The sequence below is a fragment of the Carnobacterium divergens DSM 20623 genome (assembly GCF_000744255.1).
GTDB lineage: Bacteria > Bacillota > Bacilli > Lactobacillales > Carnobacteriaceae > Carnobacterium > Carnobacterium divergens.
The window spans coordinates 306,864-324,519 of record NZ_JQLO01000001.1 but is presented as its reverse complement, the minus strand read 5'-3'; the positions used below and the strand labels follow the sequence as shown (position 1 = coordinate 324,519).

The 17,656-nt window shown below is 35.3% G+C and carries 21 protein-coding genes; 4 read left to right on the top strand and 17 right to left on the bottom strand.

What is annotated here, in order from left to right; translation table 11 throughout:
* The first annotated feature begins 66 nt into the window (after positions 1-66).
* Entirely contained in the window at positions 67-969 is a 903-nt protein-coding gene (gene rarD / locus BR52_RS01545; RefSeq protein WP_034568554.1) for an EamA family transporter RarD, read from the top strand.
* A gap of 163 nt (positions 970-1,132) precedes the next feature.
* Here the strand turns inward: rarD and BR52_RS01540 are convergent, their stop codons facing one another.
* The 4 genes from BR52_RS01540 to BR52_RS01525 form a co-directional block, all read right to left on the bottom strand.
* Positions 1,133-1,558: a hypothetical protein gene (locus BR52_RS01540; RefSeq protein ID WP_051915601.1), complete on the bottom strand. Its 426-nt coding sequence runs from the start codon at positions 1,556-1,558 to the stop codon at positions 1,133-1,135.
* Positions 1,559-1,645: 87 nt separating this feature from the next.
* Complete coding sequence (locus tag BR52_RS01535) at positions 1,646-2,794, bottom strand: T7SS effector LXG polymorphic toxin (protein WP_034568552.1); 1,149 nt, start codon at positions 2,792-2,794, stop codon at positions 1,646-1,648.
* On the bottom strand, positions 2,787-3,146 hold the full coding sequence (locus tag BR52_RS01530; RefSeq protein WP_057002200.1) for a hypothetical protein: 360 nt from the start codon (positions 3,144-3,146) through the stop codon (positions 2,787-2,789). The genes BR52_RS01535 and BR52_RS01530 overlap by 8 nt, the downstream gene beginning before the upstream one ends.
* Complete coding sequence (locus tag BR52_RS01525) at positions 3,127-3,408, bottom strand: DUF3130 family protein (RefSeq protein WP_034568548.1); 282 nt, start codon at positions 3,406-3,408, stop codon at positions 3,127-3,129. The genes BR52_RS01530 and BR52_RS01525 overlap by 20 nt, the downstream gene beginning before the upstream one ends.
* A gap of 672 nt (positions 3,409-4,080) precedes the next feature.
* Here BR52_RS01525 and BR52_RS01520 point away from each other — a divergent pair.
* Together BR52_RS01520 and BR52_RS01515 are read left to right on the top strand one after the other, a co-directional pair.
* Positions 4,081-4,422, top strand: coding sequence for a hypothetical protein (locus BR52_RS01520; protein WP_147291895.1), 342 nt, complete (start codon positions 4,081-4,083; stop codon positions 4,420-4,422).
* 180 nt (positions 4,423-4,602) lie between these two features.
* Entirely contained in the window at positions 4,603-5,331 is a 729-nt protein-coding gene (locus BR52_RS01515) for a PmeII family type II restriction endonuclease (RefSeq protein WP_034568545.1), read from the top strand.
* Positions 5,332-5,418: 87 nt separating this feature from the next.
* Here BR52_RS01515 and BR52_RS01510 read toward each other — a convergent pair whose 3' ends face one another.
* The 9 genes from BR52_RS01510 to BR52_RS01470 all read right to left on the bottom strand — a co-directional run bounded on the left by BR52_RS01510 (position 5,419) and on the right by BR52_RS01470 (position 13,543).
* Positions 5,419-6,759, bottom strand: a complete 1,341-nt coding sequence (locus BR52_RS01510) for a DNA cytosine methyltransferase (protein WP_236707147.1) — start codon at positions 6,757-6,759, stop codon at positions 5,419-5,421.
* Positions 6,760-6,931: 172 nt separating this feature from the next.
* Entirely contained in the window at positions 6,932-7,894 is a 963-nt protein-coding gene (locus tag BR52_RS01505; protein ID WP_051915600.1) for an alpha/beta fold hydrolase, read from the bottom strand.
* Positions 7,881-8,537: a TetR/AcrR family transcriptional regulator gene (locus BR52_RS01500; RefSeq protein ID WP_034568543.1), complete on the bottom strand. Its 657-nt coding sequence runs from the start codon at positions 8,535-8,537 to the stop codon at positions 7,881-7,883. The genes BR52_RS01505 and BR52_RS01500 overlap by 14 nt, the downstream gene beginning before the upstream one ends.
* Before the next feature lie 113 nt (positions 8,538-8,650).
* Entirely contained in the window at positions 8,651-9,634 is a 984-nt protein-coding gene (locus BR52_RS01495; protein ID WP_034568541.1) for an aldo/keto reductase, read from the bottom strand.
* 170 nt (positions 9,635-9,804) lie between these two features.
* Positions 9,805-10,182, bottom strand: a complete 378-nt coding sequence (locus BR52_RS01490) for a DUF488 domain-containing protein (protein ID WP_034568539.1) — start codon at positions 10,180-10,182, stop codon at positions 9,805-9,807.
* 39 nt (positions 10,183-10,221) lie between these two features.
* Positions 10,222-11,604 carry a M24 family metallopeptidase gene (locus tag BR52_RS01485; protein WP_034568537.1) on the bottom strand — a complete coding sequence of 461 codons (1,383 nt, stop codon included), beginning with the start codon at positions 11,602-11,604 and terminating at the stop codon, positions 10,222-10,224.
* A gap of 141 nt (positions 11,605-11,745) precedes the next feature.
* A complete protein-coding gene (locus BR52_RS01480) occupies positions 11,746-12,099 on the bottom strand; it encodes a DUF2200 domain-containing protein (RefSeq protein WP_034568535.1) in 354 nt (117 codons plus the stop codon).
* Positions 12,100-12,169: 70 nt separating this feature from the next.
* On the bottom strand, positions 12,170-12,916 hold the full coding sequence (locus BR52_RS01475; protein WP_034568534.1) for an SDR family oxidoreductase: 747 nt from the start codon (positions 12,914-12,916) through the stop codon (positions 12,170-12,172).
* Positions 12,917-12,976: 60 nt separating this feature from the next.
* Positions 12,977-13,543 (bottom strand): DapH/DapD/GlmU-related protein, encoded by a 567-nt coding sequence (locus BR52_RS01470; protein ID WP_034568533.1) that lies wholly within the window; start codon positions 13,541-13,543, stop codon positions 12,977-12,979.
* Between the two features lie 117 nt (positions 13,544-13,660).
* Here BR52_RS01470 and BR52_RS01465 point away from each other — a divergent pair, with 117 nt between their 5' ends.
* Positions 13,661-14,527: a LysR family transcriptional regulator gene (locus BR52_RS01465; RefSeq protein ID WP_034568532.1), complete on the top strand. Its 867-nt coding sequence runs from the start codon at positions 13,661-13,663 to the stop codon at positions 14,525-14,527.
* 102 nt (positions 14,528-14,629) lie between these two features.
* On the opposite strand, the gene truA is transcribed toward BR52_RS01465, so the two are convergent.
* From truA to BR52_RS01445, 4 genes are all read right to left on the bottom strand, one after another.
* Positions 14,630-15,370, bottom strand: coding sequence for a tRNA pseudouridine(38-40) synthase TruA (truA, locus tag BR52_RS01460; RefSeq protein WP_034568531.1), 741 nt, complete (start codon positions 15,368-15,370; stop codon positions 14,630-14,632).
* A 324-nt stretch (positions 15,371-15,694) separates the two neighbouring features.
* Positions 15,695-16,195, bottom strand: coding sequence for a GNAT family N-acetyltransferase (locus BR52_RS01455; protein ID WP_051915599.1), 501 nt, complete (start codon positions 16,193-16,195; stop codon positions 15,695-15,697).
* Between the two features lie 78 nt (positions 16,196-16,273).
* Positions 16,274-16,711, bottom strand: a complete 438-nt coding sequence (locus BR52_RS01450) for a GNAT family N-acetyltransferase (RefSeq protein WP_034568530.1) — start codon at positions 16,709-16,711, stop codon at positions 16,274-16,276.
* 242 nt (positions 16,712-16,953) lie between these two features.
* Positions 16,954-17,442: a serine O-acetyltransferase gene (locus tag BR52_RS01445; RefSeq protein ID WP_034568529.1), complete on the bottom strand. Its 489-nt coding sequence runs from the start codon at positions 17,440-17,442 to the stop codon at positions 16,954-16,956.
* Between the last annotated feature and the right edge of the window lie 214 nt (positions 17,443-17,656).

Here is a 17,656-nt window from a genome sequence, read left to right as displayed (position 1 = left end):
ACAATTTTCAAAAAAAGAAAGAAATTTGAACATCTTCCTGTATACTATAAAAAAGGAGGTTCGCAAATGAACAATCATTCTGAACAAAATGAAAAAAAGGGCTTGTTATCTGGTATTGGAGCTTATCTAATATGGGGTGTTTTGCCGTTATATTGGAAGGCTTTAGGAAGTGTGACTCCTTTATCGGTTTTATCTTATCGAATTATTTGGTCTTTTGTTTTTATGTTAGTGGTTTTATGCGTGACTCGAAAATGGAAAAATTTTAAAGTGGAAGCTTTAATGGTTATAAAGGATAAAAAAAGACGACGAGCTATTATTTTAGCAGCGCTATTCATTACAGTAAACTGGTTTATTTTTATATTTACAGTCACTAGTGGCAATGTTGTTGAAGCCAGTCTAGGTTATTATATTAATCCTTTAGCAAATATCTTGATTGCAACACTCTTTTTAAAGGAGCGTTTAAGTCGGATTGAAAAAATCGCTTGCGTGTTAGCTACGATTGGTGTGGTTGGGTTAGCCATTCAAACTGGAGCTATTCCTTGGGCAGCTTTAGCAATGGCGACTACCTTTAGTCTTTATGGCTTAATTAAAAAGCAGGCCTCTGTAAGTTCTTTGACAGGTTTAACTTTGGAGACTAGTATTATGGCTCCTATAGCGATGATTTACCTGTGCTTTTTTGCACCAGTTGGTTTTATGAGCTACTCTCCTTCAATCAATTTATTAGCAATTGGTGCCGGCGTTGTGACGGCGATTCCTTTATTCTTGTTTGCTGAGGCTGCTAAAAATATCTCTTATATTTTGCTTGGATTTTTACAATATATCGGTCCAACACTTATGTTGATTTCAGCGGTCTTTCTATTTAATGAAACGTTTGCGGGCCCACAATTATTAGCCTTTGGCTGTATTTGGTTAGGGATTTTATTGTTTACGATTAATAATTTAGTCTTGCTTCGAAAACGGTATCGTTAATATTACTTTAAAAGCCCGAGAAATGAAGAAAAACGCTTCATTTCTCGGGCTTTTTTAATCGTTATTTTAGAGCTGTTGGTTCATCTTGCTTAGGTAATACTCTATCCAAAAGAGTTTTCATGTGAACTTTCTTTGTTCCATATTTAAGTGATATAAAGTTTTTTTATTCTAATGTTATTTTACGTTCAAATGATTTAATTTCAATAGCTTCGATTGCCGAACAATAAAAATCAATAAACCTAAAACCAGTTTCCTCTCCATATCCATTATCGTCATGAACATGGTAACGTTGCTTCGTTTCCCATCCATTCTGCTGGGTATCATGGATAATAAGACGATCTCCAATTGGTACTCGTGTTACTTTGTTTAAAGTTACATCCGAAGCGTCAACAAATTTTATAGTAGCTACATATTCATCTGACAATTGAGAGCATTTAATAATAAATGTAATTAGTAATACATTTTTTGAATTCCCTTCATAATCCAAATCTGTTTGAAAATTAATTCCAATAATCTCGTGAAAGTACCATGGTCTTTTATTTTTTAAAAAGTTCACAATTAGTTCTGAATTTTTGATAAAGTCCATCATATTTATCATTCCTTTTTTGTTAGTCTATAAATTTTATTCCATTCGTTTGAGGATCAATGATTCCTCTTCTAAGCACGCCAAAATCATCTAAAAAATATTTTGTTTCTGACAATAAATTTTTCCACCATTGATATAAAAAAATTCATGTACATGTGGCTCAGTATGATGAAGACTATTTCCATGATTAGATAAATCAACTCTTACTGACTGTTTTCCATACTGATTATAAAAAACTAATGATTCCTCTATATTACCACTTGATCCTAATCTTTTAAATATTATTTTTGAATTTGGAGTGCCATCTATTGGAGCATAATTATTTTCATAATATGATTTAGGTAAAAAAATATCAGTTGCAAAATCATCATCTACTCTAGCATTAGAATTAATCACCTGCTCTTTAATTCCTTTATTTGTAGGAACATTTATTCCTGAAAAATAATTTTCAGTAGCATTATATAGAGGCCCCGCCATCCCGGCTATTTCATTATTCATAGCAAAAGAATCCATCGCTACTGCGCTTCCAGCTACTTTCGCCATTTCTTTAAAGTTCTCAATATCTCGTTTTTGAACTTCTTCAATATGAGTTCCATGTTCTTTGTGATAATCTGTTACTTTTTTATACCAGTTACTCTTAGAAAAATCAACTGCTTGGTATCTTTTTTGATCTCCATTAAAGGATTTTTGCTTTCCAAGTTCATCTAATCCAAGTAAGGCTTGCTCGATTTGGTTATTTAATACAGAAAAATCACTGCCATGTCGATTGATAAAGCTTTCAAAATCTTCTAGTAGAGCTACTTTTTTATTTGCTTGAAATAGGCTATAGTCGTCAAATAATTGCCCTGCCCAAGGAATTTTTGACGCCACATCTGCTAGTTTATGAAACCAATCCTCTTTTTTTTGCTGTAATTCATCTCGTCTGGCTTGGAGGTCAGCAAGTTGCTCTAAATCTAATTTAACTGACTCAGTAGTCACTTCATTTTCAAAATCATGAATAAACTGTTCAGTCGTTTCCACTAATAGATAAAAGGGATCATTCATTCCATCAATGATTGGTATGTATCCTTCAAAAAAGAACTGTTTTGTTGTATCCCAAGCACTCCCCTTCAAACTCGTATCATTTTTAAACTCTTGAAAGGTAGCCTTTGTTCCTGTTAATGACCATCCAACTGTTAACTTTAGCTTTTGCAAATCAGAGAGTAGTTGAGAAAACTCGCTAATATCGATTTTAGTCATTGCTAGCTTCCTCCTTTTGCATGAAAGCTAAGTTGTCTTCTGCTTCATAAAGTCTCTTACGTAGCAATGCCTGTTCATCTTGGAGGTCGAGTTTCCTATAATTAGTTTTTTCTACCGCACTTGCCACCTCTTCTTCAATTTGAAAAATAGATTGCTGAAGACAATGACTGATTGCTGTATTGCTAAAGAGCTGTTGCTCTTCGTATAACAATTCCAATTCTAAGTTAGCTAGTTGCTTGATTTCTGTTTGAATTTCTTCAAGTTGCTCTTCTTCAACCCGTTTTATCCTTACTTCTTTTTGTAAATCAGTAACTCGTTGAGTGACATTTTTTTTAGTTAAATCGTTTTTCATTTTGTTTATCTGTTTCAGCAAATGTCTGATTAATTTTTTGAACATTGTCTCCATCTACTTGGGTTGAAGAAGATAGTTGTTTCATGGCACTGGATAATTTAAATACGGTACTTCCAATATCTGTAATGGTACTTCCTGATGAATAGTCAAATAGCTTTAGTTCATCAATCTTTTCTCTTCCATTTTTTAAACGGTTTGATGTTTCTTTGATTCGTTCAGCAAAATCATCTGCTATATCTGTATGTGTTGAAATCTCTCCCATTTACTCACCTCATTTAAATTACAATCGTTACTTATTAAGTAAATCATATATTTAAATAAATGTAAATAATTTATTTCCTTTTTTATTGATAGGTTATTTATTAATTTTTTGATTATTTTCTATTTTAGGTTGAAAAATTACTCGTGTTTCTTTATAATAGACGCAAGTAGGATAGAATCAAAAAAACTTTATATAAATAAAAAAATTGGCACTCTGAAGTTTGGCGGGAACCAAACTTTCAAAGCCTTGTAGCGACAGCCAGAAACTGCCCATACAAGTTGCCAATAGTCACTAACAACATGTGTTAGCTTATTTTATTGTACTCCATTTCTATGTACTTTTATAGAAGAACTTTTGTTCAAGTGAGAAAGTAAACTAGGTTAAGTGCTTTGTTTCGTGTCTATTGACGATCAGTATTGGGAATTTTTCCTGATACTTTTTTTGTTTCTATCCTACTTCGTAAAAATAGTCTTATACTAAAATAAAAAATGGCACTTCATAGCTTGGCGGGAACCGCGCTATGAAGCCCTGTATAAACAGCCAGAAACTGATATACAAGTTGCCAATAGCTAGCACTTAAGCACTAGCTTTTTCATTGTACCTAATTTCCACTCTTTTTTCAATGAGAAGTCCGCTACTTTCTTTGCTAATCGCTATTTGGAACGGTATTGGTTGTTCGCCTTTAGCGTTTTTTATTTTGTGATTGGGACAAAAATAGGGGGATTTTTAATGATGGATTGGAAAGAAATCGATGGTTTGGTGGTTCGGATGGAGGAATGCTGTGAGAAAGCGTTAGAGTTGTCTCGTGGCGGTGAGTTTGAGAGAGCGGAACACTTATTAGATGAGGCGAAGCTTTTGGAGACAGCTGTTTTTGAGGCGTTTAATGGCTGGCACTTTTCAGATGGGGATATTGGGGTTGTGGGTATGGGAATGACGTGGCAGTTGTTTGGGAATGCGCGCGTTGGGTTGCGATTAGGGAGGAGTATTTTGGGGTTGGAGAGGAGGATAAAATAAATAGCGGAATCAAAGAAACGCACCCATATTGATTGCTTTTTACACAAACCAAAAAATATAAATATATAAAAAAAAAACAGTTAAGAAATAAAATAACATCACAATAAAAATAAAACTGTACTTATTATAATTAAAGATGTATACTCAACCTATAATAACTAATTAAAAGGTGGACTATCAATGAGTATAGATCAAGAAAATATAATAAATAATGACCAAATAATTGAAAAAGCAAAAATCTTTTTTAAAGACGAAATTGTTCAAAATCATATAAAAAATACTGAAAAATTAGTTAACTTAAAAGAATTTCAAGTTAATCCTTTCCTTGATAAATATAAAGCTAATTTCCTTGAGGGAAATGATGATGCTATTAGTATTGCTAAAGCTTTAGCTTATCCAAGAATCTTAGGAACTTCTATAAATACGATTTTTGGAAATCAACTACAAAAATTTTGTAACACCACTTTAGAGGGTTTTTCATCAACAACTTCTGGAATAGACATTGAATTTATTGATAAAATAGACCATAGAAAAAAATATTGTCAAATAAAAGCAGGGCCTAATACAATTAACAAAGATGATATTATTACTATAAAAAATCATTTCAAAGGAATAAGAAATTTAGCAAGAACAAATCATTTACAAGTTGGAATGACTGATTGTGTGGTTGGTGTATTTTATGGAGAAACTTATGAATTAAGTAACCACTATAAAAAAATTGATGAGGATTACCCTGTATATATTGGAAAAGAGTTCTGGTATAGACTAACTGGTGATGTAAATTTTTATTCAAAAATAACTGACGCAATTGGCGAAGTTGCAAAAGAAGTTAATAGTAAAGAACTAGTAAATAACGTAATAGAAAAATTAGCCCAACAAATATCTCAACAGTCGTTTGATGAAATTTAGCTATTCTTAATATTAAAAGTCCCGTAAATTTAATTTTACGGGACTTTTAATATTAAGTTAATGTAAAAGGTCACTTCATAGCTAGTATTACTTAAATTGATTTAAATAATTTACTACTGATAAGCCAACATATTTTGCTAAATTTACTGGAACTGCATTACCAATCTGCTTATATATGTTTGAAGAACTTCCTTCAAATTTCCAATCATCGGGAAAACTTTGAATTCTCGCATATTCTCTAGTTGTAAAAGGTCTTGTTTCCTCTGGATGACATCTTTCAGTTTGTTTCTGACTTGGAGAAGTAGTTAGGGTCAATGAAGGTTCATCCCAAGAAATTCTACGAGCCATTCCACGTCGTCCACCACCAGAATTGTAAGATGCTCCCATATACTCTTTGGCTACTTTTTCTGGTAAATTTATCCAACAACCTCCTTGTGGAACTAATTCCAATACTTTTTTCTTCTTCTCAGAATAAGGTGTCCCAAGACTATCTGGTACATTTTTTAAAACATCTCTTAATACTGGTTTATAAGAAGAGACTTCAGGAAAAGCAAATGGATAAATCTGTTTTTCTACTAAATCATTTCTTATTCCTACGATTACTATACGCTCTCTTTTTTGTGCTACATCATAGTTCCAAGCATTTAATACATTCCAATAAACAGTGTAATTATTTTGCATAAATACATCCAGCATTGTTTCTAGTGTTCGACCATTATCATGATTTACTAATCCCTTAACATTTTCAGCAATAAAGACTTTAGGACGTAAATCATGTAAAATTTGTGAATACGGATAAAATAAAGTACCTCGGATATCTTCTAACCCATGTCTTTTCCCAGCATAACTAAAACTTTGACATGGATATCCTCCTGATAAAACATCTAACTCTTCTTTCAAAACAAATTGTTCATGTGATCTAATCCCTTTATTAGCAACTTCAATAATATCTTCCTTAATTATATTCCAATTTGGCCTATTTTTTTTTAATGTATTACAAGCCTGTGTATCCATTTCAATTGCACCTACTGAATTTAAACCGGCTTGTTCTAAGCCCAATGCCAAACCACCTGCACCCGCAAAAGTTTCTAGAACTGTATATTTATTAACTGGAGTAACATCTTTAACATCTATAAACTCATTCAGTTTATAATCAAACCTACTTATATTATCTAAATTAGAGTTATCCATTAATGGTAATTCTAGTTGCTCATTAGATTCAATACCAATTAGTTCATTAAAACTAATTTTCAATTCTTCTAACAAATTAATTACATTCGTTTTTATTGGGCAAAATTCATCTGATAACATTTGAGAAAGCTGACTTTTACTCATGCCTAAACGCTCTGCTAACTCAGTTTGAGTAGCAATATTGTTTTTTATCATAGCTAATTTAACAACATCTTTATTTATTAGAACACCGCCCAATTTAGTACCCTCCCAAAAAGTTTAAAATATACTTAACAACCCAATTATATTCCATAACTCTTATTCAGTCAATACTAATTAACTGATTTTTTTATTCTGTATCAATTCTTTTTTATATCAACTAATAGTAAAAAACGACTCACTTATCTTAATAAGTAAGTCGTTCATTCTTCTATTTCATAAACTCCCGAACCTCTTCCCCAATCCTTTCAGACTGCGTATGATGCAAGTAATGGGTGCCTGTTAGTTCGATTACTTTGCCTTTGTCTAAATGCTCAACTTGCTTTTGGTGAAGCTCTAACCAGCCGGCTACTTCTGAATCGTCTTTTACAACGAAGAGAAGAACGGGTAGATTTTTTGGAAAGGTTTGTTTGTTCGCTAACTCAAAGCTTGCTTTTAATTCTTGCCCTTCATTTCGAACAGCGTCATTGCCTCCATTTTTCATTGTTAGGAGACGAATCTGCTCATTGGTTTTTGCGTCCAGACTTTTTACTTGTGATGCTTCTGGACTAAGTTTGGTGATGGCTCTTAGAATTCCTGCTTTTTGGACAAAGGTTATCACCCCGTCGTTAAAGCCAGGCCACGGTTGATTTGATGTACTCGTGTCGATTCCAACAAAGGCTTTTAGCTGTTCTGGATACATGTTAGCGTAGTTTAAGCTGTAAATGCCTGAAATGGAGTGTCCCATCAAAATAAAGGAATCTAGTTTTAATTGTTTCGTGACTTCATGGATTTCTTCCACCATGTTGTCTGAAGTCCGTGGTCGTTTTGTTTGACTGCTTAGGCCATAACCAAAAGGCTCAATCACGACAACTCGGTAATCTTTTTTTAGGTTGTTCACTAGAGGTGTAAAATCTAGGCCTGGACTTGCCGTACCGTAACCTGTTAATAATACGATGGTTTCCTTGCCCTCGCCTTTGCCTTCATCTAAAATATTCATTTTCCCATCAAAAACAGAGAGCTTCTTGCCGTAGTTCTCAATCCGTGGAGCTTCGCTTTTTAGGCTTAGGCGATGTGCTGTATAGATTCCAGCCATGGCTAACACAATGATGCCAATCAAGGTTGCCACAATCATTCCGATAATATGGAAGAAACGTCGAATTCCATTTTTTTTAGCTTTTTTAGTTGTTTTCATGTGCGCCCTCTTTTTCTATCATTATTTTTTTGATGTTTTCAATCAAATCATCGCTTAAAATAGGTAAGCCAATTCCGTCTAATACATATTTTGATGCGCCAAGCTTCTCCCAGAAGGTTTCTACTGTGTTTGGATAAAGTGAAACGATAAACCATGTGCTTAGTAGCAGCACCACGATTTCGCCAATTTGTTTAGGGTATTGAATGTTTAGAGAGCCGTCTTGATTGCCTTCGTTAAGGTAAACTTCTACTTGGGGTGCAATGAATTCATTACAGTTCATCATGTACATCATAAAAAATTTAGGATTATTAAATAACGAATAGGTCAATGAAAAGGATGCGCCTACTTCTTCGTTAAATAGGGTTTCTAAAAATAAATGCTGAATTTTTTCTAAACCGTTTAAATCTTGACGATTGGAAATGGCTTCGATGTATTTTTTTTCTGGCAATAAGCGTTTGATAACGCCATCAACAATTGCCTCTTTTGATGCAAAATGGTGATAAATTGCCCCTCTAGATAAGCCATCTAGCTCGTTAACAATGTCTTGAATCGTTGTTTTCTCATAGCCTTTTTCGGTGAATAAGCGTGTAGCTGTATCTAAAATCAATTTGATGGTTTCTTCGGTATTGTATTTTTTCGCCATTTTTCTGTTCCTTCCTAAAAAAACATTCATTCGGTATGCTTTTAGAATACAGGTTTATTTTCTAGTTGTCAACTTATTTTGCCTTAAAAAAAAGAACTCACAATGAGTTCTCTTTATTTCCAATTGCCTGTTAAGATTTCGCCACGATCCGTTGCTGGTTGTGGGCTTGGAGATAGTTTTGATAATTCTTGATAAAATTCTTCGGTCATTTCAAAATTAACGGCTTCTAAACTAACCGCTAACTGCTCCATATTCCTTGCGCCAATAATTGGAGCTGTGATTCCCTGATGATAGTTTACCCATGCAATCGCTAAAGGTGCGGGATGTACGCCTAATTTTTTGGCAAACTGTGTAAATTCAGCTGCAATTTTAAAGTTTGTTTTTTCTCCATAACGCTGTGCGTAGCGCTGATCTTCCACAAGTCGCCCACTGACAGGTCGCTTGGTTTCACCGTATTTTCCTGTTAGTAAGCCGCCACCTAGCGGACTATAGCTAATCACTCCCATTTTTTCAGCTTGAGCCATTGGTAAAAGCTCTACTTCGGCTTGACGCTTCACTAAATTGTACATGGGTTCCATCAATTCAAAGGGGGAATAGCCGTTCTTTGCTTGAATTCCTAGAGCTTTTTCAATTTGCCAAGCTGACCAATTGCTGACTGCGGGATGCAGAATCTTTCCTGCTTTCACAAGTTGATCTAAGGCTTCAAGGGTTGTTTCCATTGGGGTATTGTGATCAAAATCATGAACAAAATAAAAATCGAGATAGTCGGTTCCTAAGCGTAATAGGGTGTCATCAAGGCTTTTGAAGATATTCTTTTTAGAGAGACCTTTTCCATTAGGATCTTCTGAGGTTGGCCAATAGACCTTTGACGTTACCACGTATTTTTGGCGTTCTTTTTTAATAAATTCTCCTAGAAACAATTCTGCTTGACCATTGCCGTAAACATTCGCTGAATCGAAAAAATTAATGCCTTTTTCAACAGCAGCGTGAAACATTTTTTCTGACTCTGCTTTGTCGGCAGTTGAGCCAAAGGACATGGTGCCAAAAGCAAGTTCTGAAACTGTGATACCTGTTTTTCCAACGGTTTTAACGTTCATTTTCATTTCCTCTTTTCTGTTAGTTCATTTACACCTTAAACATTGTGTACTAAATTTTTCATCCTTAGTTTACACCTTGAAGTTCACTCTAGGTCAAGGGAAAGTGCATTTTTAGAGAGCAAAAAAAACAAGTTAGACCCCCTTCTATTTTAAGAAGGTCTAACTTGTTTTTAAGATTTTTGAACGTTTGCCTTAAAGTACTGTTTTAATACATTTAGTAAGACTACCACGTGATTTTCTAGCTGATTTTTTGCACCATAAACGAATGTGAGGGTCTCTTTTTGACTTTTACCAGTTAATTCCACTAGTTTTTCCACCGCTTTTGGATTGGTTAGTAGCTCCTTTTGATACGCTTGGCTAAATGTTTCAAATTGATCCAGATGTTGGTGATACCACTTGCGTAATTCTGTTGAGGGGGCAATTTCTTTTGCCCATTCCGTAAGATGAGCTCGTTCTTTCGATACGCCTCTTGGCCAAAGGCGATCCACTAAAATACGTTCGCCATCGGTTTCTTGATAGTCTAGGTAAATTCGTTTCATCGTAATCATTTTGCTCACTCCATATTGCTCTAAGTTTTAATCCTTTTCTTATTTGGTAAAGGCCACTGTTTTGTTTAAAAAGAAGGGGTTGTAAAAGGCTACGCCACTAGAAAGAGGCAACACTGAATCATGTAGCTGTATGTGTAAGACTTCTTTTAAATAGCTACGTCTTGCAACGATTCGTGCCCATAAATCAGGGTAGTCTTGTTTGATTTCATTTCGCAAAGCTTCATCTGCAAGAGCAATGCCATTTTCACACCCAACGCCGCCATAGCCTTTAACCGATGGGATAATGTCGATTTGGAAAAGCATTCCTGATTTCAGTGGGATCGCTGAATCTTTTTTTATTGGAGAAGACATCCACTCTTCGTCTGCTGTTAAGTGTCCTGGATTTAAATGCCAGCCAAAGCGGGACTTAGGTAGAACCTCTTCTATTAGTTGGTAAAGCTCTTGACCTTCCACGCCAATATCAATGGCTTCTAACCAATTGACTACTGCGTTATAGTACGGCTTCGCCACACGTTCCAAATATTCCTGTTGATCACTCGGCAGCTCTGAAACTTGGCTTACTGCGTAACCGCCTCGACTTGCTAAGCCACCTTTAAAGCCGGTTGTAATCGACATTTTATCGCCTAACTGGACACGTTTAGGGGATGGATATAGGTTAGCTTGTTCAAAGCGCTCGCCGGTTGCTACAATTGGAACAACTGTTGGATTTTGACCGTATTTGGTTAAAAAAGTACCTAATTCCATTTCTGATTTTCCAACTTCGATGGCTTCAATTGTTTCTAACACACAGTCTGAAGCAAGTGATGAACCGAATTCGTAATGAGCAATTTCATTGGCATTGTTTGTTGCTTTGGCACCATAAGCTGCATCAATAAAAAGATCGGAACGGTTTTCAATGGTTCCTTTGGTTACGACTGATTGAATGGCAGAAAGCAGATAGCTTGGGACGTCAAAGAGTGTGCGGTTGTTTTCAGACATTGCTGTAAACATTTTCCAACCAACAACCCCCACATTGCTTGCCTTTGTTAAGCCTGCTTGTTCAAAGAGAGTTTCCAATTTTACTTCGCCATCCATCGGTTGATCCGGTAATGAGAAGAAGGGACAGTGAATCAAATCGGCTCTAATTCTAGCATGTTGGGCCATTTTTGTATTTTCGTTTCCTAGCATTAAAACCGCTTCGCCAGTTTCATGTAAAATTAAAACGCCTTCCTCAAAACGCGTCACAAAACCCGTTAAATAAGAAAAATTCCCGCCATGTTCAAGATCACCGTAAATGACCAATGAATCTAAATTCTCTTGCTTCATGAGCGTTAAAAGCTTGTCCTTGCGTTCTTTAATGGTTTCATCCGTTAGCGGAATCGTGATGCCGCTGTTATCTGTCATTGGATAGGCCACTTCGGTTAGTTTGATTGTATTTAACATGATATTCCCCCCACTTTTCTATCAGTTTTTCTGATAAACTTGTTATTCTTATCATAACCTTTGGCTTACGGATAAGCAAATGAAAGTCAAAAAAGCACTCACTATTTGTTGCTGGTGAGTGCTTTCATTGATTCGATTTTCTTATTCACTTCGCAAAATCTTTTCTAGTTTTTTGCCTTTAGCCAATTCATCAATCAACTTATCTAAATAGCGAATCTTTTGCATCAAAGGATCTTCGATTTCTTCTACTCGAATGCCACAGACAACGCCTTTGATTAAATCCATATGCGGGTTCATTTTGGGTGCTTCGTCAAAAAATGTTTTAAAATCAACTTCTTTTTGGATTTGCTTTTCTAAGGTTGTTTCATCATACCCCGTTAGCCAGAAAATCAGGGTGTCCACTTCTTCTTTGGTACGATTTTTACGTTCTGCTTTTTTTACATATAACGGATACACACTTGCAAAGCTCGTAGTGAAAATGCGGTGCTCAGACAATTCCAACGCCCCCTTTTCTTCTTATTATAGCAAGAACGTGGTGTTTATTATACTGAATGGCTTTATTTTTTTACCACGGCTGACTTGTTGGTCCTACTGTAAATTCACTTACATTTACATCTGCTGGTTGATCAATGGCATATGCGACAATACTTGCCACCCGATCTGGACTGATTCCATGTTGCTTGTACAAAGCTGTCATCCCCTTTGCTGTTTCTTCGTCTGTAATCGTGTCTAATAACTCTGTATGAATGGCTGCTGGGTAAATCGTTGCTGTTCGAATATTCGTTCCTTCTTGAGCGGACTCTATTCGTAAAACTTCCATTAAGTCTCGCACTGCCCACTTCGTTGCTCCGTAAACAGCGCTGCCAGGATAGGCTTTCAAGCCTGCTACTGAAGAAGTTGTAATAACATGTCCTGATTTTTGTTCAATGAATAACGGCAATACTGCGGCAATTCCGTTTAAGACACCTTTGATATTGATGTCAATCATTTCGTTCCATTCTTTGACCTTAAGAGCAGATAATGGTGAGCTTGGCATAATGCCTGCATTTAGAAAAATCACATCGATTTTTCCATAGGTTTTTTTAGCAAAGGCTACTAAATTCTGATTGTCTTCCTCTTTTGTAACATCTGTGACGAAATAAACAGCTTCACCTGAATCGGCTTTAATTTCGTCTACAAGTTTAATCAGCTTACTTTCTCTGCGGGCAGCTAAGACAAGTTTTGCGCCCTTTTTAGCTAGCAACTTAGCGGTTGCTTCTCCGATACCAGATGAAGCTCCTGTGATAATTACGACTTTTCCTTTTGTGGTCATTGTATTTTTCTCCTTTAAATTCTTATTTTCTGCACTTCATAAATAGACTTTCAAAAAATATTAGCGATTTATTTCACGCATTATTTTGGCTGGACTTCCTGCTACGATGACATTTGCTGGTACATCTTTAGTCACCGTAGAATCTGCTGCAATAATGGCATTTTCACCAACTGTAATGCCCGGTAAAATGGTAACGTTCGCTCCAATCCATGCGTTCTTTTTGATCCGAATAGGTGCTACGCTAAGTCCGCGGCGTTTTTTCGGGTCCGTTAAATGATTGACTGTGATTAAGCGCGCGCATGGACCAATCAATACTTGATCCTCAATTGTAATGCCGCCTAAATCAACAAATGTTACATTTTGATTGATGAAAATATCCTTGCCAAAGGTGATGTGTTTGCCAAAATCACTGTAAAAGGGTTGTGAAATGTTAACTGAAGCATCAACTTCTTTACCAGTGATTTTTTTTAAATAGTTCTGTATTTCTTGTGGAGTATGATATTGGCTATTTAATTCCATCACTAAGCGCTCATTGTCTGCTTTTACAGTGTGAATTTCTTTATAGAGTGTCGTTTCTGGTAGTATTTCTTTGCCAATTAGTTTTTCTTGTAGTGTAGGTTTAAGCATACTTTCCCTCCTAAACATAAATTATTTTACTACTTTATTGTAATGGATTACGTTATACTTAACTAATACTTATATACAATAGCTAGCTATTATTTTTAACTATAGGAGGTATTTTAAATGGAATTGCGTGTTTTAAACTATTTTTTAACCGTAGCTAGGGAAAAAACAATTAGTCAAGCTGCACAAGTCCTCCATCTTTCTCAACCCACTCTTTCAAAACAATTGAAGGAATTGGAGGAAGAACTGGGTGTGACGTTATTTGAACGTGGCAATCGATTTATTACGTTAACGGAGGATGGTGTTTATTTGGTCAACAAGGGGAAAGAAATTCTTTCTTTAGTTGATTCAACCACTGCTAATTTAATTAAAAAGGATCGTATTAGTGGGAAAATAACCATTGGTGGAGGTGAAACGCTGGCCTTTCAGTTGATTGGGAAAGTTCTTTATCACTTAAGGGAAGAACACCCTGATATTCAATTGGAACTTTATAGCGGGAATGCGGATGATGTGTTGGAAAAAATTGACAAAGGTGTGCTGGATTTTGGATTGGTGATTGATCCTGTTGAAAAACAGAAATATGATTTTATTCAGTTGCCTTTGGTGGATCGTTGGGGGTTAATGGTTCATTCAGCTAGTCCTTTGTTTTCTAAACAAACGATTTCTCCTAAAGATATTGAAACGGTTCCTTTATTGGTTTCTAATCAATCTTTTGTGGATACTCAATTAGCTGAGTGGTTAGGGGGAAATTTGGATCATTTAAATGTAGTGGGCACCTATAATTTGCTCTATAATGCTTCTTTATTAGTAAAAGAAGATGTGGCTAGTGCGCTTTGTATTGATGGCATTATCAACACCGCTGGTACGAATTTAACCTTCATTCCATTAATGCCAGAGTTGACTGCCTCCATCAGTATTGTTTGGAAAAAAGATTCATTTTTTTCAAGATCTGCTACTGCTTTTTTACAGTGTATTCAGTCGATTTAACTCCCTTACTTACAAAAAAGGCTTTTCTCTAAAAACAAAACCACGAATGAGTTTATTTTTAGGAAAAGCCTTTTTGCTTATTTAGTTGAGGGTTTTTTCAGCTTAACGATAATAGACTTCATCCAGAAACAGTCCATGAGAAGGAGCTGTCTCACCTGCATGTTGTCTAATTCTATTTTTAAATATCTCTTCAATTGCACTTACTTCCATCGTACCTGCTCCAATTTCTAAAAGGGTACCCATGATAATTCGAACCATATTGTACAAGAAGCCATCCCCTACAAAAGTGAAATGGAGTAAGCTGCCTTCTCTTTGAATAGAAAGCTCGTCAATGGTTCTAACGGTTGATTTTTTCATTTTTTTAAGAGATGAAAAACCAAGAAAATCATGGCTTCCTACTAATAGGCTACAAGCTTGATTCATTTTATCAATGTCTAACGGTTGAGGATAGTGTAAGCTATAGTAACGTTCAAAGGCAGAAGGAATGGCATCATTCCAAACATAGTAGCTGTACTTTTTGCCCGTCGTGTTATACCTGGCATGGAAGCGTTCAGGAACGTCTTCTACTTTTTTTATGATAATGTCTTGCGGTAAGTAACGGTTCATAAAATCAAGCATTTTTTCTCGCTCCATGGTTGTCTCCGTTTTAAAATTCGCCACCTGTCCCCTTGCATGGGCGCCAGCATCGGTTCGACCTGAACCGATAATTTCAATTTTTTCTCCTGTGAGTTGTGTTAAAACACCTTCGATTTTCCCTTGAATGGTGTTATCAGAATCTCCCAGCCTTTGCCAGCCTAAATAGCGTTTTCCGTCGTACTCAATTGTTAGTTTGATATTTCTCATCGTTTTAGTTTGCTCCTCTGATTGCTTAGATTATTTCTGGTGGATGTATTTATTTGTTTATTGTAGCAGTAATGAGGGGAATTCACAATTGGGTGGTTTTTGTTCAGTTAAATTCTAATTTTTAAGTATCCATTATTGAGTTCGTCTAAACGGTTTAACAAACTATTCCCTATTTCATCGTAAGAGACAATATGAGTCAGTATCTCTTGTACTTCTGCTAGACTAATTTTTTTACTCTAGGCTAGGTTACAATCAATCTCTAAAAGAAGTATTAACCGTTTTGTTGCAATCATTAGTCTTCTCTCCTCAATAAAGTAATGCGTTTCACCTCACAACTAATTTCTTTATCATGCGATAGTTGACTAGGTTTTCACCATTTCGTTGATTGTCTTGTTTTCTCATCACTTCTAAACCCATTTTCGTAAAAAATGGGACTGCTGTTATTGAAGCATCTGTATAGATAGACTTTGCTTTTTCTAACACTGCATATTTCTCTAGTTCATTAAAAATGAAGCGACCTACACCTTGATGGATCATAGTATAAGAAATATAGAATAAATCAAGATACCCTTCGCTTGTTATATTGCCAAATCCCACTAAAGTTTCTTCTTTAATAGCCACTAAACAATCGCTAGTTGTTAACTTCTCATGCCACGAATCAAGGTCAGGATTTTTTTGAAGCCACTCATTTAATTCAGCTTGACTGTAATCCTTACTATTTACCCTTTGAATGGTGCTGTTAAATAGCGTTACGATAGCTGGTAAATACTTGCGATTGTATCTAACTAAACGAATCTCCAATTCATTTATTATGATCTTTTTCATGTTTATGCACCTTTCACTACCCGCGTTTTGGTTAATGTTCCCTCACCATATTTCTGACACTCAATTGGGAAGAGTTGTTTAAAAATCAATCGCATATAAAACCGAGTCAGCCAGTTTAGTGAAACCCGTGGATTGATAAAATTTTTCAGCTGGCATATCTCGATCCGTATCTAAAATAATCGTATGAACTTCGTCAGCCACTAGCTCATTTTTGATTTTATTCATAAATAATTTTCCGTAACCTCTACCTTGAAAAGCTGGATCTATACAAAATGTGTCGAGGTGGTACTGATTTCCTTTATACCACGATCTTGTAAAACCTAATGCGATTCCTATCATCATTTGATCTTTTTCTAAAATAAAGGATTTTTCCGTGTTCATCTGGGTTAAACGTTGAAAATGCGCTACGATATCCTCTACTTTATTTTTTTCATTCCAGGGTTCTTGGCTAAATGTTTTGACGTAAAGTTCAGCTGCAATTGTCGTATCCTTATTGGTTGATTTTCTGATGTTCATTGTTTCCTCCAAATAAGTTCTTTTTTTAAATTATACCGACTATTTTTAAATAGTACAAATGTAGCTTTTTGGAGATAGATGATGGTTGATTTCTTTTTTCAATAACAAAGAATCTAAGAAATTCTAGACGTTTGGAGAAGCAGTATAGTATGGTTTTTTAATAAAAACGCCATCAGTAATAGTAAGCTATTCTACCTTTTAAAGTCAAAAAAACTCGCCTAAAGCGAGTTTTCTTAATCAATTTAAACGATTTTCCCCGGATTTCCAACCACTGTACAATTACTAGGTACATCCTTTGTCACTACTGCGTTAGCTCCTATTTTAACATTATCCCCTATCGTTACCGCTAAGATAACTGCCCCTGCTCCAATAGAACAATTATCTCCAATTTCAGCAGCTTTTTTATTAGGTCCATCTTGTGCAATTGTTACATTTTGAAATAGTTCACAATCTCGGCCTATTTTAGCATAATGAGAAATTACAATTCCATTCAGTCCGTGCCTAAGAATTGGGGGAGATTTAAATTGAGCTCCACTACCTATTGCAGTTCCCATCGTGGCATTGTTAAAAGCATCGGCTTTTTTTATCTTATAAAACCAATAGTATCTTTTTAATTTGCTTTTTTTTGAATCAGGATTTACCACTTCTGCTCGCCATACCCAATATTTCTTTCTATTATACTTTGAAACATGCGTATAAAGTAAGTTTACTAGCCCATTATCTATATCCATATTATCTCCTTAGTCTTTTTGTTTTAAGTATACCTAATTTGTTCTACGTATTAAAGTTTTCTGAAGATATTATTTTAACTCTTACTGACACTCCATTTGAAAAAGTCTTGCTAAACTATTAATCTTCATAGTTATTTTTATAGCTATCTGATCTACTTTTTTTAATAGGCTCAATTATTTCATAATTGTAACAATCTTTAGGTCATAAAATATT